The following is a 23,593-nucleotide window of genomic DNA, read 5'->3' as shown; positions in this document are numbered from 1 at the left end:
TGTGACTGAGTCCTTCCATATCCGCCCTGCCCGTACCAGCGATGTCTCCGCCATCAAGAAACTGGTGGCGCCGCTGGCGGACCAGCGGATATTGATGGCCAAGGAAACTGTGGCCTACTACGAAAGCCTGCAGGAATTCCGCATCGCAGAGTCCAGCGACGGCGAGGTCATCGGCTGTGGAGCGCTGCACGTGATGTGGGAGGACCTCGCGGAAGTCCGCACCCTGGCCGCGTCCGGGGACTGGCGCGGCAAGGGCGTGGGGCACGTGCTCGTGGAGAGGCTGCTCGAGGAAGCGCGCGCCCTGGGCGTGGCCCGCGTCTTCTGCCTGACGTTCGAGGTGGACTTTTTCAGGCGCCACGGCTTCGAAGTGATGGCTGACCAGTCCGCAGTGGACCCCGTGGTGTACTCCGAGCTCCTGCGCTCGCATGACGAGGGCGTCGCCGAGTTCCTGGACCTGGCCAGGGTCAAGCCCAACACCCTTGGCAACACCCGGATGATCCGGGTGCTCTAAGGGCGCACATAAAAACCGACTGCAGCCGCCTGACCTGCGCATACTTGTTTTATTCGAATTGATGGATAAACTATGTGTGGCCGGGTTGGGGGGCCCACAGGGAAGGGACAGTCATTGGGGGCTGTCCCTTTTCTGCGTCTAAAGGGACGGACCGCCGGGCGGCCTCCGGGAACCTACCGCTGCCGGGCCTGCCGGTAGTAGGGTCAAGGTGACATTCTCCAGGAAGCAGAGCCAGGAGCACCGCCATGAAAAAACTCATCAATAACCCACGGGCCGTCGTCGAAGAATCTGTACAGGGCTTTGGCCTGGCCTACCCCGATCTGGTTACCGTTAGCACGGACCCCACGTTCATTACCCGCAAGGACGCGCCGGTGAGCGGCAAGGTGGGGCTGGTCTCCGGAGGAGGCAGCGGGCATGAACCGCTGCACGCCGGCTTCGTGGGGCTGGGAATGCTCGACGCCGCTGTGCCGGGGGCGGTGTTCACCTCACCGACGCCGGACCAGATCCTTCCGGCGACCCTCGCGGCCAACTCAGGAGCCGGCGTCGTCCATATCGTGAAGAACTACACCGGTGACGTTTTGAACTTTGAAACGGCAGCCGAACTCGCGGAGGCTGAGGGCATCAGCGTCCGCACCGTCCTTGTCAACGACGACGTCGCCGTTGAGGACTCCCTGTACACCGCCGGGCGCCGCGGCGTGGGCGGAACCGTGCTGGTGGAGAAGCTTGCCGGCGCCGCCGCGGAGAGGGGCGATGACCTGGACGCGGTGGCGGCGGTCGGTGAACGCGTCAACGCCAACGTCCGCACCATGGGTGTGGCGCTGTCCGCATGCACCGTCCCGCACGCAGGCACCCCCAGCTTCGACCTGGCCGAGGACGAGATCGAGATCGGCATCGGCATCCACGGTGAGCCTGGCCGGCACCGGATCCCCATGGAGAACGCTGACGGCATCACCGACCGCCTGCTGGAACCTGTCCTGGCCGACCTGGGAATCACGTCCGGGGACAGGGTCCTCCTGTTCGTCAACGGCATGGGCGGCACGCCCTTGAGCGAGCTGTACATCGTCTTCCGGCGGGCGGCGCAGGTCCTGGCGGACCGCGGCGCAACGGTGGAACGTTCACTGGTGGGCAACTACATCACCGCACTGGAAATGCAGGGGTGCTCCATTTCGGTCCTGAGACTGGACGATGAGCTCACGGAACTGTGGGACGCGCCGGTGCACACGGCCGCGCTCCGCTGGGGCGTGTAACCGTGGCGCTTGATGTCACCTGGGCGGTGAAGTGGCTGACACTGTCCGCCCAGGCTATGGCCGAGCACCGGGTGGAGCTGATCGAACTGGACCGGGCCATCGGGGATTCGGACCACGGGGAAAACATGGACCGGGGCTTCCAGGCTGTCCTGGACAAGCTGGCTGAGGCCCCGCCGCAGACCCCCGGTGCCGCCCTGAAGCTCACAGCCATGACCCTGATGTCAAAGGTCGGCGGGGCAGCCGGGCCGCTCTACGGCACAGCTTTCCTCCGTGCGGCAACATCCCTGGGTGACGCGGCCGAAATAGAACCCGCAGCCTGGGCGGGCGCCCTTGCCGCTGCCCGCGACGGCATCGTGGCGCGCGGGAAGGCCGAGTCCGGGGACAAGACAATGGTGGATGCCTGGACGCCGGCCGTGGACGCTGCCCGGGAAGCCGCGCTGGACGGCAACGGTGATGTTCTCACCGTCCTGGTAGCGGCGGCCGAGGCTGCCGAGGCGGGCGCCGTTGCCACCGACCCCATGGTGGCGCGGAAGGGCCGCGCAAGCTACCTCGGGGAGCGCAGCGCAGGGCACAGGGACCCCGGCGCAGCCTCTTCCGCTCTGATTCTCCGCGCAGCCGTGGGGGCCGCTGCGTGACCGTCAGCCTCGTGGTGGTATCCCATAGCGAAAAAATTGCCGACGGCGCCGCGGAGCTTGCCGCACAAATGGCGCCCGACGTCCTGGTCCTGACAGCCGGTGGCACCACCGACGGAAGGATCGGCACCAGCCTGGAGAAAGTCCTGGCCGCCCTGGACAAGGCGGGCAGCGGCGGCACCGTCATCCTCACTGACCTGGGGTCGGCCGTGATGACCGCCGAATCCGCACTCGAGTTCGCCGAAGACCCGGAGGCCATGGTGCTGGCGGACGCGCCGCTGGTGGAGGGCCTGGTGGCAGCCGCAGTCGCAGCGCAGGGCGGCGCGGACATGCAGGCGGTGAAGCGGGCAGCCGAATCCGTGGGCGGTCCCGTCCGCCATACGGATGACTCCCCGCTGGGGGCTGTGGGCGAAGGGCCGGCCACCGGAAGGGGGCCGGACTTCACGGGCGACTTTGAGCTGGTCAACCAGGCCGGGATGCACGCCCGCCCGGCTGCGAAGATAGCCGGCGGGCTGTCCGGGCTCGATGCGGAAGTGACGGTCAACGGGGTGGACGGCGCGTCCATGACGGGACTGATGACGCTCGCTGCCGGCAAGGGGTCCGTGCTGCATGTGGAAGCCTGGGGTGCCGACGCGGAACGGGCCGTGAACTACGTGGGCGGGCTGGTGCAGGCAGGATTCGGGGAGCCGTAGCCTTCGTTCGGTGTCCGGCGGTGTGTTCCCCGGGGCAGCGGCCCATCCTGCGAATAAGCTCGATGCCATGGAACGGCCCCAGCTCGAAGACAGCCCCGCAGAAATTGAAGTACTGGAAGGTCAAACGTCCGTGGAGGAGCTGCTGGCTGATCTTGGGTTCGAATGGCGGCACAGCACTCCGGCACACGATGCTGCACCCGCGACCGCCGGCGGCGACGCTTTCGGGCAGCCCGCGCTGTTCTGAACCACACTGTCCTGAACCGCATCAACGTGTCAGTCCTGCTGGCGCAGCCCTTCGGCGTCGAGTACCACCCCTGCGGTGATGAACCGGCCGCACTGCTCGCCAAACGGATAGTCCCCCCGCGGGCGGAATTCGACGCTGCGAACGGGCAGTGCCGTCCCGTCCGGCGCCGTTCCTGACGCCGTGACCGTCATGGGGGATTCGGTGAGCACCTGCAGCATCAACACAGCGTCCTTGCTGCCGTTCGGAGATGCCGTGGCTGAGCAGACGCCGTTGGTGCAGCCCTGGTCGATGGACGAGCTTCCCGGCCGGAGGTCCACGCTGTCCTCCGTGCATTCGCCGTCCTGGCAGGCCATCAGGTGCAGTCCGGCGACCTGCTGGGCGTAGCTGGCAGGGATCGTGACCGAGACGGCGGTGGCCTGGGCGATGGCAGGGCAGGGGACCGCGCCGGGGCCGGGACCGCAGGCCGTGGCGAGTCCCGCCGTCGTCATCAAAGCCAAAAGCAGCCCGTGCCTGCGCATACTTCAGCGTAGGGCAACGTGGCCGGAGCGTCCCGGGCCCAACCCAACTGATGCCCGCATTGTTATGGCCGGGGCAGCTGTGACGGCCAAACGGAGACCGGTATGAAAATAGGCAGGTCCCCGCGTCAGTCCACAGGGAAAATGCTGATGAACCACAGGGAAGCGAGGGCGAAAACTGCGAAGAAGGGGACGATGCACCCCAGCGTTGACCGGGGCTTGGAGGAAACCTGCCGCGACTCGTTGGGATTGGCGGGGTTGTAGGCCACCTCGATTGGGGCGCCCGGCACCGGTTGGCTGGCGAAGGGGACCTCTGATTCGCCGGCAAACAATGTTCCCTGCGGGTCCGTGAACTGGTACATGGGAAAGAAGCGCCGGCTCCGGCTGGATCCGCCGCCGCCATTGGTCCAACCCGCCACGCTGCCAGTGACGGTGGCCTGCACCCTGGTCCATGATGCGGCCTGCTGCTCGTCCCGCTTCGTGGTGCGGACGGCCCGGACCACTGCGAACACCGCTGCGACGACGAACAGCAGCCATACGATGTACAGGATCATCTTCATGGCTTCCCCCTGGTTCCCGTTACAAGAAAAGTATGCCAGTCAAAGCATACTTTCTTGTGCTCACGCAGGAAGCCGGTAGCCGCCGTCGTGCATCTCCGCCAAACCGTCGGCAAGCAGGCCCGCCAGCGCCCGCTCCAGCTGTTCCGGCGCCGAGTTGAGCCGGTGCAGGGCGGCCAGCGGCACGCCGATTCCCGTCGGTGCAAAACCCAGGTCCGCTGGCTCGCGGAAGAACATGTCCGGCGGCACCGGAGTGTCGGCCTGCCGCAGCACGGCTACCACGGCGCCCCGGACTTGGCGGTCCGTGCCGTGCCACGCCTGCCCCTTGGGGACGTACGACGGCGGCGGCTCGCCTGCAGCGCGCCAGGCGCAGAGGTCGCTGACCGGACAGGCGGCGCACTTGGGTGCCCGGGCAGTGCACACGAGCGCCCCAAGCTCCATGACCGCAGCGTTCCACCGCACGGAAGAACCGTCGTCGGCCGGAAGGAGAGAAGCGGCCAGCCGCATCTCCGCCGCGGTGAGGGCAGGGGCCGGCAGCGCAGTACCGGAAACCAGGCGGGCATGGACCCGCCTGATATTGGTGTCCACCACGGTCTCCCGCCGGCCGTAGGCGAAGGAAGCCACGGCGGCCGCCGTATAGCCGCCCACGCCGGGGAGCGCCAGCAGTTCGGGGTACGTGTCCGGGACCTTGCCGTTATAGTCCTGGGTAATGGCTGCTGCAGCAGCGTGCAGCCTCAGTGCCCTGCGAGGATATCCCAGCCGGCCCCAGGCGCGTACTGCTTCCCCGGCGGGTTCTCCAGCCAGGGCCGCGGGGGTGGGCCAGCGCTTCAGCCATTCGTGCCATACCGGCAGCACCCGGACAACGGGCGTTTGCTGGAGCATGATCTCGCTGACCAGGATGCCCCAGGGCGAACACGCGGGCTCGCGCCAGGGCAGGTCGCGGGCGGTATCGCTGAACCAGCCGTTGATTCGCTCGTGCAGACGGTTAAGGTCGGCTGCGGTCCCGGCAGCCCATGCAGGACCCGCAGGATCGGCAGGGCACGGGGAAACGGCGGTGGAGGATTCAGTGTCGATGCCAACACTGTAATGGATGTGTTTGGGAGGGCTGAAACGGGATGTGACCAGAGCGTCGGCGGCACGGCGGCGTGGTGGGTGAACAGAAACGGGCCGGTTCTCTAGCCTAGGAGGATGGGCAGGCAAGGCGAATCATCACCACATGGCAGGGCACCGGCATCCGGTTCCACTGCCGTCCGCAAGCCGAGCGCGGCAGTCTACCGCCGTCGTCGGCTGTTCCTTGGCGGGGCGCTCCTGTTGATCATTGCGCTGGTCAGCAGCTTCGCCGTCGCCGGCGCCTTCAGCGGCAAGCCGGAGCAGGCCTCGTCCACGGCGAACACGGCATCTGCAGAACCTACGGCAGGGGCTTCACCGTCGCCGTCTGAACCTGCGCCGACGCCCACACCGTCAGCCACCCCAGGCTGCAACCAGAACCTGGTGACCGTTGCCGGGTCCACTGACAAGGCGGCGTATGGGCCTGGCGAAAACCCCATGCTGACGCTCAAGGTGACCAACGGCGGCACCATGCCCTGCGAAGTCAACATCGGAACATCTCAGATGGAGTTCCTGGTGACGAGCGGCGCGGACCGGATCTTCTCCTCACGGGACTGCCAGGCCAAGAGCGAGGACCTGGTGAAGGTCCTTGCGCCCGGAGCCAGCGAGACCGCCAACTTCCCTTGGTCCCGCACCCGGAGCGTGGAGGGCTGCCAGCCCATCGAAGCCAAACCGGGCGGTGGCGGTGCGTACTACATTTTCACGGCGAAGCTAGGGTCCAAGGCCAGCCCCAAGGCTGTCTTCCAGCTGAATTAGCATCGATTGCTCCGTAAACGCCGTTTTCAGCCTCCAAAACGGCGTTTACGGAGCAATCGATGGGGCTAGAGGAAGCGGTCCAGCAGGCTTGCTTCCGCCATCCGGCTCAGGCCCTCACGGACAGTGCGGGCGCGCTGGTCTCCGATCCCGTCAACCGTCATCAGGTCATCGATGGTGGCGGCCATCAGGAACTGCAGCCCGCCAAAGTGGTCCACCAGGCGGTCCGCAACTGCCTTGGGGACTGCCTTCAGCCCGGACAGCAGTCGGTAGCCGCGCGGCTGCACCACGGCATCGAGGTTGGCCTCGCCGCCTGCGAACCCGACAATGCCGGAAATCTTTCCAAGGTCGATCAGCTCCGTGGGGCCAAGGCTGACCAGTGCGCTGACGGCGTTCTCGATGTCCTCCGGGGTGGCGTCCGGAGCGCCGTAATCGCGGATGATGACGTCGCTGCCGGGGCCCCGGCCAACCGTGAGCTCATCGAGCTGGAGGGAGAGGAGGCGGCCGTCCTCACCGAGTTCCAGGACGTACTGGGCTATTTCCTCGGAGATCCGGCGGACCATTTCCTGCCGCTGCAGGGTCACAGCCACGTCCCGCACGGTTACCATGGCCTCGATTTCCAGGGCCGAGAGTGAACTGGTGACCTGGTCCAGGCGCGAGCGGTAGCGCTCCAGCGTTGCGAGGGCCTGGTTGGCGCGGGCAAGGACTTTTTCCGAGCCCTCCAGGACGTGCCTTAGGCCGTTGACGTACAGGGCGATGATCTGCATGGACTGGCTGACTGAAATGACCGGCACCCCGGTCTGGATGGCAACGCGCTCGGCGGTGCGGTGCCGGGTGCCGGACTCCTGGGTTTCAATGCTGGAGTCCGGGACAAGCTGGACGGCCGCGCGGAGGATGTTGCCGGCGTCCTTGTCGCAGATAATGGCGCCGTCCATCTTGGCGAGTTCGCGGAGCCGGGTGGGGGAGAAGTCGATGCCGATGTCGAAGCCGCCGGAGCAGATGGAGTCGATGGTCCGGTCCGAGCCAAGGACGATCAGCGCACCGGTGCGGCCCCGCAGGATCCGCTCCAGGCCGTCACGAAGCGGGGTTCCGGGAGCCACTCTGCCCAGGGTAGCCCTGAGTGATTCTTCGGGGCTCCGCGCCATAGTGTTCCCTTCAAAGGTGCGGACCGCCGCCCGCAGGATTGCCGGCTTCAGCAGGTTGCCGGCAGGACCAGAAAATGCTCTGTTTCCCGCAAGCTCAATGATAGGGGCAAGAAACAGCGTCTTCCGCACGGCTAAGCCCTAAAGTGCCTCATTAGGGAGTGCGGGAACAGGGGTCCGGAACGCGTCCGACGACGGATGGCAGGGCGGGCATTTCAGTCCGCCTGCCGGCAGGCTGATACGGCGGTTTGACCTGCCTGCCCTAGGACGGGTTCGAAAGCGAAGCCAGCGTCCTGGTGTTGCTGTCCCAGAGGCGGGCTTCCGTGCAGCGGCCCGCCAAACGCAGGTCCAGCAGGTCCATTGCCGTCCCGAGCTGGTGGGCGGGGACGCGGCGGGCAAGGGTGACATGGGGTGTCCAGGCGTCCGGCAGAGTAAGCGGCAGGGCCCCGGAGATGCCCTCATGGAGGAGGCGGTGCAGTTCCAGGAGCTGGCGGGTCACCACCACGGAGCGGGCCAGGACGTACATTCCCGTCCGCGCGGGAAAAATATGGACGCCCGAAAAGCTGATGTCCAGCGGCAGCCGCTGCCAGGGGTCTTGCAGGTAGTCCGGCAAATTCATGTCCGCACCGGCTGCAAGGGTGATGTGGGGACTGTTGCTGGGCGAGGTATGTCCTGCCAGGCTTGGGATTCCGGCTTCCGCGAGCCTCGCCCAGTCAGCCCTGATGGCGGAATCAGTGGAGTCCCCGAAGGTCAGCTCGATGCTTTGCATCCACCCATCATGCCGCCCGGCGGGCGAGGGGCTGCGTCAGCCGGGTCAGCACACCGCACCTCAGCCGGGCCCTGCTGCGCCCGGCGGGAGCCGGGTCAGCGCATCCGTTCCCGCAGCATCCGTTCCAGGTCCTTGCTGACTTTCGTCAGCGACGCCGCCCTGAGCGCTTTCTGCTCTGCGGGTGTCTGGGTTCCCCGGCGGGGCTCGGCTGCCGGACGGGCCTGGTCACGGCCTCCGGCTGCGGCCAGGCCCGTGGCCAGGGGATCGAAGAAGAGATTGCCGGAAAAGGAGATGCCCTGCACGGTTCAGGTCCTTTCCATGCGCCGGCAGAAGCCGTCCCGCGCCGGGTTGTCTTTGGTCATCATGCGGACACGCTAACGGGAGGTCGTTTCACGGCCTTGAACGCCCGGTTTCGCGGGTGTTAAGCGGGCGCCGCCGCCGGTTTGCCGCCCTGCGATAAACTGGAACTTGGCCGTTTGCCAGCCCGTTTCCCCGGCCCAACGCCGCAGTGCCTCACAGGCAGCGCCCGGGTAGTCCCAACCGCAGCGAAAGTAGCACCGTGTCCCAAGATGTCCTGACCCCCGCCCGGATCTCCGGTATTCATAAAGAGGCGGGCCGCCGCAGGACCTTTGCTGTCATTTCGCACCCTGACGCAGGCAAGTCCACCCTGACCGAAGCGCTCGCCTTGCACGCCAAGGTGATCGGCACTGCCGGTGCCTCCAGCGGCAAGGCCAACCGCAAGGAAACCGTGTCCGACTGGATGCAGATGGAGAAGGACCGCGGCATTTCCATCAGCTCCGCGGCGCTCCAGTTCTCCTACCGGGACACCGTCATCAACCTGCTGGACACGCCCGGCCACGCCGATTTCTCCGAGGACACCTACCGGGTGCTGGCCGCCGTCGACTGCGCCGTGATGCTCGTGGACGCGGCCAAGGGCCTGGAAACGCAGACCATGAAGCTGTTCGAGGTCTGCAAGCAGCGCAACCTTCCCATCATCACCGTCATCAACAAGTGGGACCGCCCCGGCCTGGACGCGCTGGCCCTGATGGACGAAATCACCGAACGCACCGGCCTTCAGCCCATGCCCCTGACCTGGGCCGTGGGCATCTCCGGCGACTTCCGCGGCGTCTGGGACCTCCGCAACGACCGTTTCGCCCGGTTCCAGCGCAACAACGCCGGCGCGCAGATCGCCCTCACCGAGTACTTCACGCCCGAGGAAGCAGCCGAGAGCCAGGGCAGCAACTGGACGGACGCCGTGGACGAGGCCGGACTGGTGATCGAATCGAACCTGGAGTTCGACGTCGAGGCGTTCCATGCAGGCAAGGCCACCCCCATCCTGTTCAGCTCCGCCGCGCTCAACTTCGGCGTCAAGGAACTGTTGGACGCACTGGTGGATTTCGCTCCGCCTGCAGCCCCGCGCCCGGACGTGGACGGCAACCCGCGTCCGGTGGAATCGCCGTTCTCCGGCTTCGTGTTCAAGGTGCAGGCCGGCATGAACAAGGCCCACCGCGACCATGTGGCCTTCATCCGGGTGTGTTCCGGCGTCTTCGAGCGCGGCATGGTGGTCACGCAGACCCGCACCGGTAAATCCTTCGCCACCAAGTACGCGCAGCAGGTGTTCGGCCGGGAACGCGAAGTAATTGACGAGGCCTACCCCGGCGACGTCGTGGGCCTGGTCAACGCGTCCTCTCTTCGAGTGGGGGACAGCCTCTTCCTCGAAGGGCCGGTGGAATACCCCGCCATCCCACTGTTCGCCCCCGAGCACTTCCAGGTGGCCCGCTCCAAGGACCCCAGCAAGTTCAAGCAGTTCCGCCGGGGCATCGAACAGCTCGAACACGAGGGCGTCATCCAGGTGCTCCGCTCCGACGTCCGCGGCGACCAGGCGCCGGTGCTTGCCGCCGTCGGGCCCATGCAGTTCGAGGTGGTGGAGGACCGCATGGCGCATGACTTCAGCGCCCCCATGCGGCTGGAACGCCTGCCCTACTCCCTCGCCAGGATCTCGACGGCGGACGCCATGCCGGCACTCGCCAACGTCATCGGCGCCGAGGTGCTTTTGCGGTCCGACGGCGAGTACCTCGCCCTGTTCAACGACGTCTGGGCCCTGCGCCGCATTGAAAAGAACCACCCGGACCTCACCCTCGTGCCCATCGGCACCCACAACCCCGCAAAGTAGGAACCGTGAACGCAGGCCCCAACAGCGCAGTTCAGCCCCGCGCCATCATCACCGGCTCCGGAACCATTAATCCCGTGGGTTCCACGGTCTCCGAGACCTGGGCCGGCCTGGTCGCGGGGAAATCCGGCATCGCCGCGCTTGGGGATGCCTGGACCGAGCAGCTGCCCGTGAAGATCGCCGGGCAGGTCACTGCGGATCTCTCGGAGCACCTGAGCACCCGCGAGATGAAGCGGATGGACCGGTGCGGGCAGCTGGCGCTTATTGCTGCCCGGGAGGCATGGGCCCAGGCCGGCGTCCCGGACGTGGACCCGGAGCGTTTCGCCGTGGTGATCGGATCAGCGTACGGCGGGCTGGGTTCCACGCTGGAGCAGGACCGGACCCTGGCAGCCTCGGGCCCCCGCAAGGTCTCGCCGCACACGTTGACCCGGCTGATGGTCAACGGCCCGGCGGCCTGGGTGTCCATCGACCTCGGTGCCCGCGGCGGCGCCCGAACGCCTGTCAGCGCGTGCGCCTCCGGGGCTGAGGCGATTGTCCAGGGAGCCGAGATGATCCGCTCAGGAGCGGCCGACGTCGTTATTGCCGGCGGCGTTGACGCCTCCGTTAACGACCTCGTGATCACGGGTTTCTCCCAGATCCGCGCGCTGTCCACCCGTAACGATGACCCGCAGCGCGCATCACGTCCGTTCGACGGCGGCCGCGACGGCTTTGTCCTCGCCGAGGGCGCTGCCGTGGTGGTGCTGGAGAGCGAAGAGCACGCCCGCGCCCGCGGTGCCGGGGTGCTGGGGGCCGTTGCCGGCGGAGCGGTGACGTCCGACGCCAACGACATCGTGGCAGCCGATCCCGCCATGCAGCGGCGGGTCATGCAGAAGGCCCTCGAATCCGCGGGCCTGGCTGCGGAAGACATCGGCTTTATCCACGCCCACGCCACCTCCACGCCGGTGGGGGACAAGCTTGAAGGCCAGGCCATCAACGCGATCTTTGGTGCGGATGTGCCGGTCACGTCCACCAAGGGCCACACCGGCCACCTCCTCGGCGGCGCCGGCTCCCTGGCCGCCGTGGTGGTTGTCGAGGCGCTGCGGACCGGCCTGCTGCCCGGGACCCTGAACGTCCAGGAGCTGGACCCCGAGGTGGACCTCAACGTTGTTACCGAAGACGCCCACCGCCTCCAGCCGGGCTACCGTCCGGCCGGGCTGGTGAACGCCTTCGGCTTTGGCGGGCACAGTGTTGCCCTGGTGATCACCGGCGCCTGACCCCTGCTCCCGGGCGGTCACCCGTCGCGACGTACAACGCACCCGCATCTGGACAACGTACCCGGGCGCTCGCTGGTGCAAGGACCAGTAGTGGGTGCCACCCTGCTAGGGGTCAGCGCGGACCTGCTCAGCCAGCGCATCGAGAACCGGCAGTTGCCCCTTCACCAGCTTGAGCCGGGCTTCCGGTTCGGGGAACCAGCGGGCGTCGTCGACTTCCGGGTAGTCCTGGATCCGGCCTGAACCTTTGGGCCACTCCAGCGGAAACGTGTTGCTGACGATCCGTTCCGGCTGGAAGTCCTGCTCCGCGGCGAAGACGGTGATGACCTTGCCGGAGGGCTGCCTGAACTTCCCGAGCAGCCGGTAGTCCGCAGCCGGAGCCGGAGTCCCCATTTCCTCGGCGAACTCGCGCAGCGCCGCGGCCAGGGGATCCTCGTCCTCCCCGTATTCACCCTTGGGGATGGACCAGCTATGGGCGTCCTTGCGGGCCCAGAACGGGCCGCCCATGTGGGCTATCCACACCTCGAAGCTGCCTGGATCCACCCTCTGGTACAGCAGGATTCCGGCGCTTAGAACGGGCATCTTTCCTCCGGTGGGTGGATGTTTGAAAACAGACGGAAGTTGCCGTCCAACGTTAACCCGCAGTTCACGGTGCTGCTTTAGGTTATTCCTTCAGGCACTCTGCTCGAAGGGACCCGTCATGGCCAGTATTGCCGAGGTGTTGGGACGTCTGACGCCGGAAGAACTTGATGAGCTTCACAGCCTTGGTCCACAGGGCCACCTGCCGCGGTACCTGGTTGACGCCCTGGACCGGGCGGCCGGCGGTCCCGGCTCCGGCCGCGGCTATTACGTGCCCACCGGCAACGTGAACAGCAACGGCGGACCGCTGCTGGTGCTCCGCAGTGATGTGTCCGGCTGGCTGCTCAACTCCCGGCGTGAAGACCCCGACTCGCTGCCGCGCCACAACAGCTGACGCCGGCATCACAGGCACGGACATCCACGGCGCACAGCTGTCAGTAACAGCCGCCAGCGGCCGGCAACGGCTAGCCAATCAGCAGGCTCAAAGCCTCGGTAAGATGCTCCACTTCCCGCACGGAAAACCCGGCGGGGATGGGCCCAGGGCCCGCATGGCTGGCCGGTACCACAGCGTGGGTAAATCCTAGGCGGTGTGCCTCCTGGATGCGCTGGTTGATGCCGGGCACCGGCCGGACCTCGCCGGCCAAGCCCACCTCGCCAAAAGCGATGAGCCGGATGGGGAGCGGCTTGCGAGCCTTTGCTGAGGCCACTGCAAGGGCCACGGCCAGGTCCGTTGCCGGCTCGCTGAGCTTCACGCCGCCCACGGTGGCCACATACGAATCATCCTTGTGCAGCAACGTGCCCGCGCGCTGCTGCAGGACGGCCAGCAGCATGGAAACCCGCGAGGAGTCCAGGCCGCTGGTGGCACGCCTCGGCTGGGAATTGGGGCTCTCCGCCAGCAGGGACTGCACCTCGGCCAGCAGAGGGCGCCGGCCCTCCATGGTGACCGTGATGCAGGTGCCGGACACGGGTTCCTTGGTGCGGCTGACAAAGAGCCCGCTGGGATCAGCCAGGCCCTGGATGCCGTCCTCGTTCAGGTCGAAGCAGCCGACATCGTCCGTGGGCCCGTAGCGGTTCTTGACGGCACGGAGCAGCCGGAGCCGCGAATGCCGCTCGCCCTCGAACTGGCATACTACGTCCACCAGGTGCTCCAGCAGCCGCGGCCCGGCAATGGAGCCGTCCTTGGTCACGTGGCCCACTAGGAGGGTGGTCATGTTCCGCCGCTTGGCCGCAGCGATAATGGACGCTGCCACTTCGCGGACCTGCGAAACGCCGCCGGCGCTGCCATCAACGTCGGCGCTGCTGAGGGTCTGCACCGAGTCCACGATCAGCAGCCGCGGCTCAATCTTCTCCACTTGCCCCAGCGCCTGGCCCAGGTCCGTTTCCGCGGAGAGGTAGAGCGATTCGGCCACGGCGTCGATTCGCTCGGCGCGGAGCTTCACCTGGGCCGCGGATTCCTCCCCGGTCACGTACAGCACGTCCTGTGCGGTCCGGGCGAACTTCGCCGCAACGTCCAGCAGCAGGGTGGACTTGCCCACCCCGGGTTCACCGGCCAGCAGGATCACGGCGCCCGGAACCAGGCCGCCGCCCAGCACCCGGTCCAGCTCATCAACGCCCGTGGGCAGGAAGGCGGCCGTGGTGGCGTCCACCTCGGCAATCCGGCGGGCCGGCTCCAGGACCGTAGTGGCCGCCGTCGTACGCGCAACAGCGGCGCCGGTCTCCTCAACGGTGCCCCACGCCTGGCACTCGCCGCACCGGCCCACCCATTTGACCGTGGTCCAGCCGCACTCAGCACATTTGTAGGCGGGCGCCTTGGAGGCCCGGGAAGTTTTTGTTGCCATGAATTCCACCCTAGTGGCGGGCACTGACAATCACCGGCAAAGCACTTGCCTGTGATCCATGCCATCTGTATAGTCGAACCTCGAAGGCAATTTCGCCTACAGGATTGTTACCCGTGAATGGGGCAAGACCTGAGAAGCACACTCTGTGCGTCTCGGGTCTTTTTTTGTGCCCAAAAATAGACAGAGAGGTCTGACATGGCAACTGTGGACTACCGGTCGCTGGCCGGAGACATCCTCCAGGGGGTGGGCGGTGAAAGGAACATCGCCAGCGCCACCCACTGCGCAACCAGGCTCCGGCTCAAGCTGCGCGACGACAGCAAGGCGGACCAGGCCGCAATCGAAAAACTTCCCGGCGTGATCACGGTGATGAAGGCCGGCGGACAGTTCCAGGTTGTCATCGGCAACAACGTTCCCACGGTCTACGCCGAGCTCGGCAAGATCACCAAGCTCACCGATGACGACGCGGGAAGCGATGAACCCGTTGCACACGGCAACCTCTTCAACCGCTTCATAGACCTGATCTCCTCGATCTTCTCGCCGGTCATCTGGCCGCTGGCCGCAGCCGGCCTGCTCAAGGCATTCCTGAGCATGGCCACGCAGTTCGGCTGGCTTGATCCGGCGTCGCAGACGAACGTGATCCTGGCGGCCACCGCGGACGCCATCTTCTACTTCCTGCCCGTTTTCCTCGCAGTCACCGCCGCGAAACGGTTCAGGACGAACCAGTTCACCTCCATGGCCATCGGCGGTGCCCTGGTGTACCCGAGCATCGTGGCCCTCGCGGCGCAGGCCGAACCCGTCAACTTTGCCGGCATCCCGGTGGTGATGATGAACTACACCAGCTCGGTCCTGCCCATCATCGTGGCCGTCTGGCTGCAGGGCTACGTGGAGCGCTTCCTGACGCGCGTGCTGCCTTCGGCGATCCGGAACTTCACCACGCCGCTGCTGACGCTCCTGGTCATGGTGCCACTGGTCCTGATGACTGTGGGGCCAGTCACAACCTTCGCCTCGCAGGGCCTGTCCGCTGGCATCAATGCGGCCTTCACGTTCGCTCCGTGGCTGGCCGGTGCCGTCATGGGCGGCTTCTGGCAGGTCTTCGTCCTCTTCGGCTTGCACTGGGGCCTGGTTCCGGGCATGCTCAACGAGCTTTCCAGGCAGGGTTATTCCCTGCTGATGGGTCCGCTGGTGGCTGCAGTCCTCAGCCAGGCTGCGGCGACCCTCGCAGTCTTGTTCCGCACCCGGAACAAGGCGCGCCGCACTGTGGCCGGCCCCGCAGCCCTGTCCGGATTCCTTGCCGGCATCACCGAGCCTGCCATCTACGGCGTCAACCTTCCGCTGAAGAAACCGTTCTACTTCGGTATCGCGGGCGGCGTTGTTGGCGGGGCGATAGCCGCTGCCGGCGGCAGCGGTGCCACGTCGTTTGTCTTCGCATCGCTCTTGGCTTTGCCCGCATACGCGTCGGTTGGCAGCTTTGCCCTTCAGCTGATCGGAACGGCAGTTGCCGTGGTTATCGCCTTCACCCTGACCTTTATCTTCGGCCCGCGTGAGGAGGCGGCAGCTGCAGGGGCCGACGCCGGCACCTCGGTTCCCGAGGCAGTTTCCGTTGCGCCGGCGGCAGCTTTGGCCGTGCCCGCTTCGTCGGCCGTCCCCGCCACAGCAGCAGGTACCGCGGCCACCACGGTGGCCGGCATCGTTGACATTGTTGCCCCGGTTGCGGGCAGCGCGGTTGCTTTGGCTGATGTCCAGGACAAGGTGTTCGCATCCGGTGCCATGGGCAAGGGCCTGGGCATCATCCCGGCGGACGGGCACATCTACTCACCCATCACCGGAACCATCAAGGCCGCCATGAAGACCGGCCACGCGTTCGGCATCAAGTCCGAGGACGGCGTTGAGGTCCTGGTCCACATCGGCATCGACACTGTCCAGCTGCAGGGGCGCGGCTTTGAAGCCGCTGTCACGCGGGGCGAGCAGGTCCGCGCGGGAGACCTGCTCGCCGTCGTCGACCTGGATGTGGTGACCGAAGCCGGTTACGACACCACCACCCTGGTGATGGTCACCAACACCGCCCAGCTTGGCAGCGTGGAACCGGTGGCCGGCGGCACGCTCGCCCACGGGGACACTGCCATCACTGTCCGCGTCTAAGCCTTCACATATCCGGTGCCGCCAAACCCTGGCACCCGCCCCCAGTCCCGCTGGCATTTTCCAGACCCACTGACAAAGGAATGATCAACTGTGACCACCACTTTCCCCGAAGGATTCCTCTGGGGCGGAGCAACTGCCGCCAACCAGATCGAAGGCGCCTACAACGAGGGCGGCAAAGGCCTGTCCATCCAGGATGTGATGCCCAAGGGCATCACGGAGATTCCCACGGAGGGGCCGACTCCGGAGAACCTCAAGCAGGTGGCGATTGATTTCTACCACCGCTATGCGGAGGACATCGCCCTTTTCGCGGACATGGGGTTCAAAGTGTTCCGGTTCTCCATCGCCTGGAGCCGGATCTTCCCGCTGGGCGACGAAGAGACCCCCAGCGCCGAAGGCCTGGCCTTCTACTCCCGTGTCCTGGATGAACTTGAGAAGCACGGCATCGAGCCGCTGGTGACCATCAGCCACTACGAGACTCCGCTGCACCTGGCCAGGAAGTACAACGGCTGGACTAACAGGGAGCTGATCGGCTTCTATGAGCGCTACTGCAGCGCCCTGTTCGAGCACTTCGGGGGCCGGGTGAAGTACTGGCTCACATTCAATGAGATCAACTCCGTGATCCACGAGCCGTTTATGTCCGGCGGAATTCCCACCCCCAAGGACCAGCTCACCAAGCAGGACCTCTACCAGGCGATCCACCACGAGCTGGTGGCCTCCGCGCGGGCCTCGAAACTGGCCCGAGAGCTGATGCCCGGCGCGCAGGTGGGCTGCATGATCCTTGCGCTGCCCACCTACCCGCTCACGCCGGACCCCTCGGACGTGGTGGCGGCCATGCTCACTGCCCAGGACAGCTACGCGTTCGGTGACATCCACTGCCGCGGCGAGTACCCCGGTTACCTGCTGCGGTACTTCAGGGACAACGGGATCGAGCTGGAGATCACCGCCCAGGACCGCGAAGATCTGAAAAACACCGTGGATTTCGTGTCCTTCAGCTACTACATGAGCATCTGCGAGACTGCCGATCCCGCCAAGAAGACCAAGGGGCCCGGCAACATCATGGGCGGAGTTCCCAACCCCACCCTCAAGGCGTCCGAGTGGGGCTGGCAGATCGACCCCCAGGGGCTGCGCGTGGCACTCAATGATTACTGGGACCGCTGGCAGAAACCGCTCTTCATCGTGGAGAACGGGCTGGGCGCGGTGGACAAGCTGGTGGAGGTCGACGGCGAAAAGACCGTCGTTGACGATTACCGCATCGGCTACCTCAACGACCACCTGGTGCAGGCCCGGGAGGCGGTTGCAGATGGCGTCCAGCTGATGGGTTACACCTCCTGGGGCTGCATCGACCTGGTCAGTGCCTCCACCGCCCAGATGAGCAAGCGTTACGGCTTCATCTACGTGGACAGGAACGACGACGGCACGGGCTCCATGGAGCGCTACCCCAAGAAGTCCTACGGTTGGTACAAGGAAGTCATCGCCACCAACGGTGCCAGCCTGACAGACTAACGCCACCCGGAACGACAAACACCACCCGGACAGCAAGAGCCAGGAGAGTTTTTGTCCAGATATGCAGGGTAGAAAGGCCTTGAACCCGGCATATCTGGACAAAAACTCCCTCTCCGGGGGTATCCCGCTTCAACGATGAAAGGAGGACGGCGTGGAGGTCCTGCGCGTATTCAACAACAACGTCGTCCTCGCCCGGGCCGCGGACAGGGGAGAGGTCATCCTCACCGGCCGCGGCCTGGGGTTCCAGGCAAAGCCCGGCCAGCAGGTGGATGAGGCAAAGGTGGTCCGCGTCTTCGTCCCCGAGGACGGCCGCAACGCTGACAACTTCGGCGCGCTGGTGGCGGCCATCCCGCCCGAACACCTCGCACTGGCAGACCAGGCGCTGGACATTGCCCGCGGCGGACTGCGCGGGCCGCTGAACTCCACCACCGTGGTGGCCCTGGCGGACCACCTGAGCTTCGCCATTAAACGCCTGCGGCAGGGCCTGAACATCGAGTACCCGCTGCGGGCCGAGGTGGCCCACCTCTACCCGGACGAGCTGCACATGGCACAGCAGATCGTGGACTTCGTCAACGCCCGGCTCGAGGAAGCCCTGCCCCGCGACGAGGCTGTAGCCGTTGCACTGCACCTGGTCAACGCGGGCTTCGCCAGCGGCGACCTCTCCTACACCTACCAGATGACCGGCGTCTTCGCGCAGCTGTTCGAAGTCCTGGAACAGGCCTACGGCCGCTCCTTCGATCGGGAGACCGTCAACGCCGCACGCTTCATCACCCATTTGCGGTACTTTTTCGTCCGCGCCCATACCGGACGGCAGCTGGCCGAGGGGGCAACAGAGCTGGGGTCCGCCATCCGGGAGGCGTACCCGGAGGCATTCGGCACCGCACTGAAACTTCAGGCCGTCCTGGAACTCCGGCTCGGCCAGCCCCTCACCGACGACGAAGTCACCTACCTCACCCTGCACGTCGCCCGCATGGCCGATGACCTGCGGCTGAGCCAGAACGCAGAAACTCCTTCCTGACCAGCGCCGTCCCAGCGGCGGCGAGATGATCATGAACTATGAGAGAGCGCTCTCTTGACAGTGATCCGCGCCACGCCTACAGTTGAGGAACTTGCCAGAGAGCGCTCTCTCAGCGCCGGAAGTTCCCACAAAGGAGTGACGTTGAAATTCGTACGCCGACACACAGCGACCGCTATCGCGGGCGTGGCAGCCATGGCCCTGATGGCCACAGGCTGCAGCAGCAGTTCGGAACAAGCAGCAAGCGCTGACAATCCTGTAGAGCTCACGGTCACCACTTTCGGGACCTTCGGCTACGACGATCTCTACGCCGAATACGAGGAAGCCAATCCCGGCGTCAAGGTCAAGGCCACCAATATTGACCGCGGGTCCAATGCCCGAACTGACGCCTTCACCAAGCTGGCCGCAGGATCCGGGCTCAGCGATGTCGTGGCCATCGAGGAGGGCTGGCTGGGTTCAATCATGGAAGTATCGGACCAGTTCGTGGACCTCAACGAGCACGGTGCAGCTGACATCAAGGACAACTGGGTGGACTGGAAGTTCAAGCAGGGCACGGATCCGGACGGCCGCGTCATCGGCTACGGAACCGACATCGGTCCGCAGGGGCTCTGCTACAACGGCAAGCTCTTCGAAGCTGCGGGAATGCCCAGCGACCGCGAATCGGTGGCCGAGCTCTTTGGTGGCGGGGACGCCACCTGGGAAACCTACTTCAAGCTCGGGGAGCAGTACAAGGCAGCCACCGGCAAGGCCTGGTATGACCAGTCCGGCTTCGTCTGGAACTCCATGGTGAACCAGATGGAAGAGGGCTACTACACCAAGGACGGGGAGCTGAACATCGAAGGCAACCCCGAGATGAAGGACAAATTCGAAATGCTTGCGGCCGGCACGGCGGCCGGTCTGTCCGCCAACCAGACCCAGTGGGACTGGGGTAACGGCAAGGCATTCGTTGACGGCTCCTTCGCCACTTTCGTCTGCCCCGGCTGGATGCTCGGCACCATCAAGGGCCAGCTGGAATCTGCGGGCGGCGGCACGGAGAGCGGCTGGGACTTCGCCGACGTATTTCCGGGTGGAGCCTCCAACTGGGGCGGAGCTTTCCTGTCAGTACCCACGACGTCAGAGCACCCTGCCGAAGCCGCAAAGCTGGCAGCCTGGCTGACCGCTCCCGAGCAGCAGGTCAAGCAGTCGGCTGCCGCGAACAACTTCCCCAGCACGCTCAAAGCGCAGGAGAAGCTGGTGGCCGATGCCACTCCGAACGTGGTGTTCAACGACGCCCCCACCGGCGTCATCCTTGCCAACCGCGCCAAGGGTGTGGTGGCCCAGTTCAAGGGACCGGATGATTCCGTGATCCAGGAAAACGTGTTTGGTCCGGCGCTCAAAATGCTCGACGCCGGAACGGCCGACGCTGACAAGGCCTGGTCCGAAGCGCTGACCCTCCTCAACGACCTGGTCGTAAACAACTAGCAACACCCGCTGTGGGGCCTCCCGGAAGGGAGGCCCCCCGATGGAGGGCTAAAGCCCAATGACAACCACCCTGAACCGCCCCGCCAAACCCGTGGCGGCCATCAAACCCAAACCCACCTTCAAGCAGAGGCTCAACGTCTTCGACGTCAAAGCATCGCCCTACCTCTACATCGCACCGTTCTTTATCCTCTTCGCACTCGTGGGGCTATTCCCGCTGGTCTACACCTTCGTGGTCAGCCTCTTCGACTGGCACCTTCTCAAAGGCCAGGGCGACTTCGTTGGCCTGCAAAACTTCACGGAAGTCCTTCAGGACCGCTTCTTCTGGAACTCCCTGTTCAACACGGTCAGCATCTTCCTGCTGTCCGCCATCCCGCAGCTTGCCGTGGCGCTTTTCCTGGCAGCCGTGCTGGACCAGAACCTCCGCGCCAAAACCTTCTGGCGGATGAGCGTGCTCCTGCCCTACATCGTCACCCCGGTGGCGGTGGCCATGATCTTCACCAACATGTTCGGTGAACAGTACGGCCTCATCAACAACGTCCTGGGAAATTTTGGCCTGGATCCGGTCATGTGGAAGAACGATACCCTGCCCAGCCACATTGCCATTGCCACCATGGTGAACTGGCGCTGGACCGGCTATAACGCCCTCATCCTGCTGGCCGCAATGCAGGCCGTTCCCCGCGACCTGTACGAGTCCGCGGCGCTGGACGGCGCCGGAGCCCTCCGCCGCTTCTTCAGCATCACCCTGCCGAGCATCAGGCCCACCATGGTGTTTGTTGTCATTACCTCCACCATCGGCGGCCTGCAGATCTTCACCGAACCCCGGCTGTTCGATCCCGCAACCGCAGGCGGCTCCCAGCGGCAGTTCCAGACCACCGTGCTGTACCTCTGGGAAATGGCCTTCCAGCGCCAGAACTTCGGCAAGGCGTCCACCATCGCCTGGCTCCTCTTCCTGATCATCGTGCTGTTCGGTGTCATCAATTACCTGATCTCACGTCGCATCGCCACCGCCGATGCCGCAAAGCCCTCCCGGTCAACAAGGAGAGCACGCAAACGCGCTGAAAGGACTACGCGATGAGCACCATCGAAGGGTCGCCCCATGCGGCCACCGGCGTCTTGCCTACAGAAAAGAAGCCTTCCGGCCGCCCCGCGCCCCTCCGCAAGCGCTTTTTAGGCTCCGGCGAAAAACCCGGGTTCCTGACCTACGGATTGCTCCTCGCCTTCCTGGTGTCCTCGGCCTACCCACTGTGGTGGTCCGCCGTCATTGGCAGCCGTTCCAACGAGGCCCTCGGCGAAACCTGGCCGCCCCTGCTGCCCGGAGGGAACTTCTGGACCAACGTGGGCGAGGTCTTTGACACAATTCCGTTCTGGCTCGCCCTGGGCAACAGTGTCCTGATCTCATGCATCATCACCCTGTCCGTGGTTGGCTTTTCCACACTGGCCGGCTACGCCTTTGCGAAACTGCGCTTCAAAGGCCGCAACGGGCTCATGCTGATGGTGGTGGCCACCATGGCCATCCCAACGCAGCTTGGCATCATCCCGCTCTTCATGGTGATGAGAACCTTGGGCTGGACCGGCGAAATCGGAGCTGTGGTGGTGCCCACGCTGGTAACCGCGTTCGGCGTCTTCTTTATGCGGCAATACCTGGTGGACGTCATCCCGGATGAGCTCATCGAATCCGCACGGATGGACGGGGCGAGCATGATTTCCACCTTCTGGCATGTAGCCATGCCGGCAGCACGGCCTGCCATGGCCATCCTGGGGCTGTTCACGTTCATGACGGCCTGGACGGATTTCCTGTGGCCGCTGCTGGTGCTCGACGCCGGCAACCCCACGCTGCAGACGGCGCTGAGCCAGCTGCAGTCAGCCCGCTACGTGGACTACTCCGTGGTCCTCGCAGGAGCGGTGCTGGCAACCCTGCCGCTTTTGGTGCTTTTCGCACTCGCGGGCAAACAACTCATCTCAGGAATTATGCAAGGAGCAGTGAAGGGCTAATGCAGCACCCGACGTACCAGCGGCAGTGGCCCGAGGGCTTTATCTGGGGATCAGCGACGGCGGCGGCCCAGATAGAGGGCGCCGGCCGCGAGGGCGGCAAGGAAGACTCCATCTGGGACCACTTTGCGCGGATTCCAGGGGCAATAGCCAACGGCGAGAACCTTGACCAGGCCGTGGACCACTACCACCGAATGCCACAGGACGTCCGGCTGATGAAAGAGCTGGGGCTGGACTCGTACCGCTTTTCCACCAGTTGGGCGCGGGTGCGTCCCGGGGACAGGGCCGTCAACCGTGAGGGCCTGGACTTCTACTCCAGGCTGGTGGATGAGCTCCTTGAAGCCGGCATCCTGCCCTGGCTCACCCTCTACCACTGGGACCTGCCGCAGGCCCTGGAGGAAAAAGGCGGCTGGGCCAACCGCGACACCGCCTACAGGTTCGCGGAGTACGCCAATGACGTGTACTCGGCGCTGGGGGACCGGGTCCAGCACTGGACCACCTTCAATGAGCCGTTCTGTTCGTCGCTCCTAGGCTACGGCTCCGGCGTGCACGCCCCCGGCCGGCAGGAGCCCGCGGCGGCTATCGCCGCCGTGCACCACCAGCACCTGGCCCACGGGCTGGCAGTGAATGCGCTGCGGGAACGCGGCGCCCAGCACCTGGGCATCACCCTGAACCTGAGCAATTCGATTCCGCGGGACAGCCAGGACCCTGTGGACCTCGACGCCGCCCGCCGTTTCGACTCGTTGCAGAACCGGATCTTCCTCGATCCCATCCTGCGGGGGGCCTACCCGGAAGACTCACTGCGGGACCTCGGCCCGTTCGGCCTGCCGGACGTGATTCTTCCAGGCGACCTGGAGCTCATCAGCGCGCCCCTGGAGTTCCTGGGCGTGAACCACTACCACGACGACCTCATCAGCGGACACGCTGACGACGCCGGAAGCGACGGCCACTCCGGTGGTGCAGAGCGGGCCTCCGCCTCACCCTGGATCGGCTCGGAAGACATCGCCTTTCCCAGCCGCGGCCTGCCACGGACGGCGATGGGCTGGGAAGTGAATCCGGACGGGCTCCGCAAGCTACTGGTCCGGCTGGGGGAGGAATACCCGTCGCTGCCGCCGCTGTACATCACCGAAAACGGAGCCGCGTACGAGGACACTGTCAGCCCCGACGGTGCCGTGCACGATGTGGAACGTACCCGGTTCATCCTGGACCATGTGGCTTCAGTGGGTGAAGCAATAGACCAGGGCGCCGACGTCCGCGGCTACTTTGTCTGGTCCCTCCTGGACAACTTCGAATGGTCCTGGGGCTATGGAAAGCGCTTCGGGATTGTCCGCGTCGATTACGGCACGCTGGAACGCACCGTCAAGGACAGCGGCAAGGCCTATGCCGGGCTGATAGCAGCGGCACAGCGGAGCACTTCCCGCCTCGCTCCGGCACTGCCCGCCTAAACTGAAATTCCCGGCACCTGTGCCAGCCAGACCAC

Annotated in this window: 24 protein-coding genes; 16 read left to right on the top strand and 8 right to left on the bottom strand. The window is 65.6% G+C overall.

Annotated features, from left to right (window positions below):
• Position 1 precedes the first annotated feature (1 nt).
• From ACKAE7_RS05760 to ACKAE7_RS05740, 5 genes are all read left to right on the top strand, one after another.
• Entirely contained in the window at positions 2-511 is a 510-nt protein-coding gene (locus ACKAE7_RS05760) for an amino-acid N-acetyltransferase (RefSeq protein WP_408978676.1), read from the top strand.
• Between the two features lie 245 nt (positions 512-756).
• Positions 757-1,758 (top strand): dihydroxyacetone kinase subunit DhaK, encoded by a 1,002-nt coding sequence (dhaK, locus tag ACKAE7_RS05755; protein ID WP_408978675.1) that lies wholly within the window; start codon positions 757-759, stop codon positions 1,756-1,758.
• 2 nt (positions 1,759-1,760) lie between these two features.
• Positions 1,761-2,393, top strand: coding sequence for a dihydroxyacetone kinase subunit DhaL (gene dhaL, locus ACKAE7_RS05750; protein ID WP_188810007.1), 633 nt, complete (start codon positions 1,761-1,763; stop codon positions 2,391-2,393).
• Positions 2,390-3,082, top strand: a complete 693-nt coding sequence (gene dhaM / locus ACKAE7_RS05745) for a dihydroxyacetone kinase phosphoryl donor subunit DhaM (RefSeq protein WP_190612843.1) — start codon at positions 2,390-2,392, stop codon at positions 3,080-3,082. The genes dhaL and dhaM overlap by 4 nt, the downstream gene beginning before the upstream one ends.
• Positions 3,083-3,149: 67 nt before the next feature.
• Entirely contained in the window at positions 3,150-3,326 is a 177-nt protein-coding gene (locus ACKAE7_RS05740) for a hypothetical protein (RefSeq protein ID WP_181038064.1), read from the top strand.
• A gap of 29 nt (positions 3,327-3,355) precedes the next feature.
• Here the strand turns inward: ACKAE7_RS05740 and ACKAE7_RS05735 are convergent, their stop codons facing one another.
• The 3 genes from ACKAE7_RS05735 to ACKAE7_RS05725 all read right to left on the bottom strand — a co-directional run bounded on the left by ACKAE7_RS05735 (position 3,356) and on the right by ACKAE7_RS05725 (position 5,280).
• Entirely contained in the window at positions 3,356-3,844 is a 489-nt protein-coding gene (locus ACKAE7_RS05735) for a hypothetical protein (RefSeq protein WP_188810012.1), read from the bottom strand.
• A gap of 125 nt (positions 3,845-3,969) precedes the next feature.
• Positions 3,970-4,401, bottom strand: coding sequence for a DUF3592 domain-containing protein (locus tag ACKAE7_RS05730; RefSeq protein ID WP_408978674.1), 432 nt, complete (start codon positions 4,399-4,401; stop codon positions 3,970-3,972).
• A gap of 60 nt (positions 4,402-4,461) precedes the next feature.
• Positions 4,462-5,280, bottom strand: coding sequence for an A/G-specific adenine glycosylase (locus ACKAE7_RS05725; RefSeq protein ID WP_408978673.1), 819 nt, complete (start codon positions 5,278-5,280; stop codon positions 4,462-4,464).
• A gap of 306 nt (positions 5,281-5,586) precedes the next feature.
• On the opposite strand from ACKAE7_RS05725, the gene ACKAE7_RS05720 reads away from it, so the two are divergent.
• Positions 5,587-6,261: a hypothetical protein gene (locus ACKAE7_RS05720; RefSeq protein ID WP_408978672.1), complete on the top strand. Its 675-nt coding sequence runs from the start codon at positions 5,587-5,589 to the stop codon at positions 6,259-6,261.
• A 65-nt stretch (positions 6,262-6,326) separates the two neighbouring features.
• On the opposite strand, the gene disA is transcribed toward ACKAE7_RS05720, so the two are convergent.
• The 3 genes from disA to ACKAE7_RS05705 form a co-directional block, all read right to left on the bottom strand.
• Positions 6,327-7,403 (bottom strand): DNA integrity scanning diadenylate cyclase DisA, encoded by a 1,077-nt coding sequence (disA, locus tag ACKAE7_RS05715; protein ID WP_066280172.1) that lies wholly within the window; start codon positions 7,401-7,403, stop codon positions 6,327-6,329.
• Positions 7,404-7,662: 259 nt separating this feature from the next.
• Positions 7,663-8,169, bottom strand: coding sequence for a 2'-5' RNA ligase family protein (locus ACKAE7_RS05710; RefSeq protein WP_188810018.1), 507 nt, complete (start codon positions 8,167-8,169; stop codon positions 7,663-7,665).
• A 95-nt stretch (positions 8,170-8,264) separates the two neighbouring features.
• The gene (locus tag ACKAE7_RS05705; protein WP_188810020.1) at positions 8,265-8,471 is read right to left on the bottom strand and encodes a hypothetical protein; all 207 of its coding nucleotides are present in this window, start codon (positions 8,469-8,471) and stop codon (positions 8,265-8,267) included.
• Between the two features lie 257 nt (positions 8,472-8,728).
• On the opposite strand from ACKAE7_RS05705, the gene ACKAE7_RS05700 reads away from it, so the two are divergent.
• Positions 8,729-10,342, top strand: a complete 1,614-nt coding sequence (locus tag ACKAE7_RS05700) for a peptide chain release factor 3 (RefSeq protein WP_174178318.1) — start codon at positions 8,729-8,731, stop codon at positions 10,340-10,342.
• A gap of 5 nt (positions 10,343-10,347) precedes the next feature.
• Entirely contained in the window at positions 10,348-11,592 is a 1,245-nt protein-coding gene (locus ACKAE7_RS05695) for a beta-ketoacyl-[acyl-carrier-protein] synthase family protein (RefSeq protein WP_408978671.1), read from the top strand.
• Positions 11,593-11,697: 105 nt separating this feature from the next.
• Here ACKAE7_RS05695 and ACKAE7_RS05690 read toward each other — a convergent pair whose 3' ends face one another.
• Positions 11,698-12,171, bottom strand: a complete 474-nt coding sequence (locus ACKAE7_RS05690) for an NUDIX domain-containing protein (RefSeq protein WP_408978670.1) — start codon at positions 12,169-12,171, stop codon at positions 11,698-11,700.
• 118 nt (positions 12,172-12,289) lie between these two features.
• On the opposite strand from ACKAE7_RS05690, the gene ACKAE7_RS05685 reads away from it, so the two are divergent.
• A complete protein-coding gene (locus ACKAE7_RS05685) occupies positions 12,290-12,562 on the top strand; it encodes a hypothetical protein (RefSeq protein ID WP_188810023.1) in 273 nt (90 codons plus the stop codon).
• Positions 12,563-12,632: 70 nt separating this feature from the next.
• On the opposite strand, the gene radA is transcribed toward ACKAE7_RS05685, so the two are convergent.
• A complete protein-coding gene (gene radA / locus ACKAE7_RS05680) occupies positions 12,633-14,006 on the bottom strand; it encodes a DNA repair protein RadA (RefSeq protein ID WP_104185665.1) in 1,374 nt (457 codons plus the stop codon).
• 195 nt (positions 14,007-14,201) lie between these two features.
• Here radA and ACKAE7_RS05675 point away from each other — a divergent pair, with 195 nt between their 5' ends.
• The 7 genes from ACKAE7_RS05675 (at position 14,202) to ACKAE7_RS05645 (ending at position 23,558) form a co-directional block, all read left to right on the top strand.
• Complete coding sequence (locus ACKAE7_RS05675; RefSeq protein ID WP_408978669.1) at positions 14,202-16,145, top strand: beta-glucoside-specific PTS transporter subunit IIABC; 1,944 nt, start codon at positions 14,202-14,204, stop codon at positions 16,143-16,145.
• Between the two features lie 90 nt (positions 16,146-16,235).
• Positions 16,236-17,648 (top strand): glycoside hydrolase family 1 protein, encoded by a 1,413-nt coding sequence (locus tag ACKAE7_RS05670; protein ID WP_188810027.1) that lies wholly within the window; start codon positions 16,236-16,238, stop codon positions 17,646-17,648.
• Between the two features lie 151 nt (positions 17,649-17,799).
• Positions 17,800-18,666, top strand: a complete 867-nt coding sequence (locus tag ACKAE7_RS05665; protein ID WP_408978668.1) for a PRD domain-containing protein — start codon at positions 17,800-17,802, stop codon at positions 18,664-18,666.
• A gap of 192 nt (positions 18,667-18,858) precedes the next feature.
• Complete coding sequence (locus ACKAE7_RS05660; RefSeq protein ID WP_188810408.1) at positions 18,859-20,124, top strand: ABC transporter substrate-binding protein; 1,266 nt, start codon at positions 18,859-18,861, stop codon at positions 20,122-20,124.
• A 58-nt stretch (positions 20,125-20,182) separates the two neighbouring features.
• Positions 20,183-21,199: a carbohydrate ABC transporter permease gene (locus tag ACKAE7_RS05655; RefSeq protein ID WP_408978667.1), complete on the top strand. Its 1,017-nt coding sequence runs from the start codon at positions 20,183-20,185 to the stop codon at positions 21,197-21,199.
• Complete coding sequence (locus ACKAE7_RS05650; RefSeq protein WP_408978666.1) at positions 21,196-22,116, top strand: carbohydrate ABC transporter permease; 921 nt, start codon at positions 21,196-21,198, stop codon at positions 22,114-22,116. The genes ACKAE7_RS05655 and ACKAE7_RS05650 overlap by 4 nt, the downstream gene beginning before the upstream one ends.
• On the top strand, positions 22,116-23,558 hold the full coding sequence (locus ACKAE7_RS05645; protein ID WP_408978665.1) for a GH1 family beta-glucosidase: 1,443 nt from the start codon (positions 22,116-22,118) through the stop codon (positions 23,556-23,558). The genes ACKAE7_RS05650 and ACKAE7_RS05645 overlap by 1 nt, the downstream gene beginning before the upstream one ends.
• The last annotated feature ends 35 nt before the right edge of the window (positions 23,559-23,593 follow it).

The sequence above is a fragment of the Pseudarthrobacter sp. NKDBFgelt genome (genome assembly GCF_046097905.1).
Classification (GTDB): Bacteria; Actinomycetota; Actinomycetes; order Actinomycetales; family Micrococcaceae; genus Arthrobacter; species Arthrobacter polychromogenes.
This window is presented reverse-complemented; position numbering and strand designations above follow the sequence as displayed.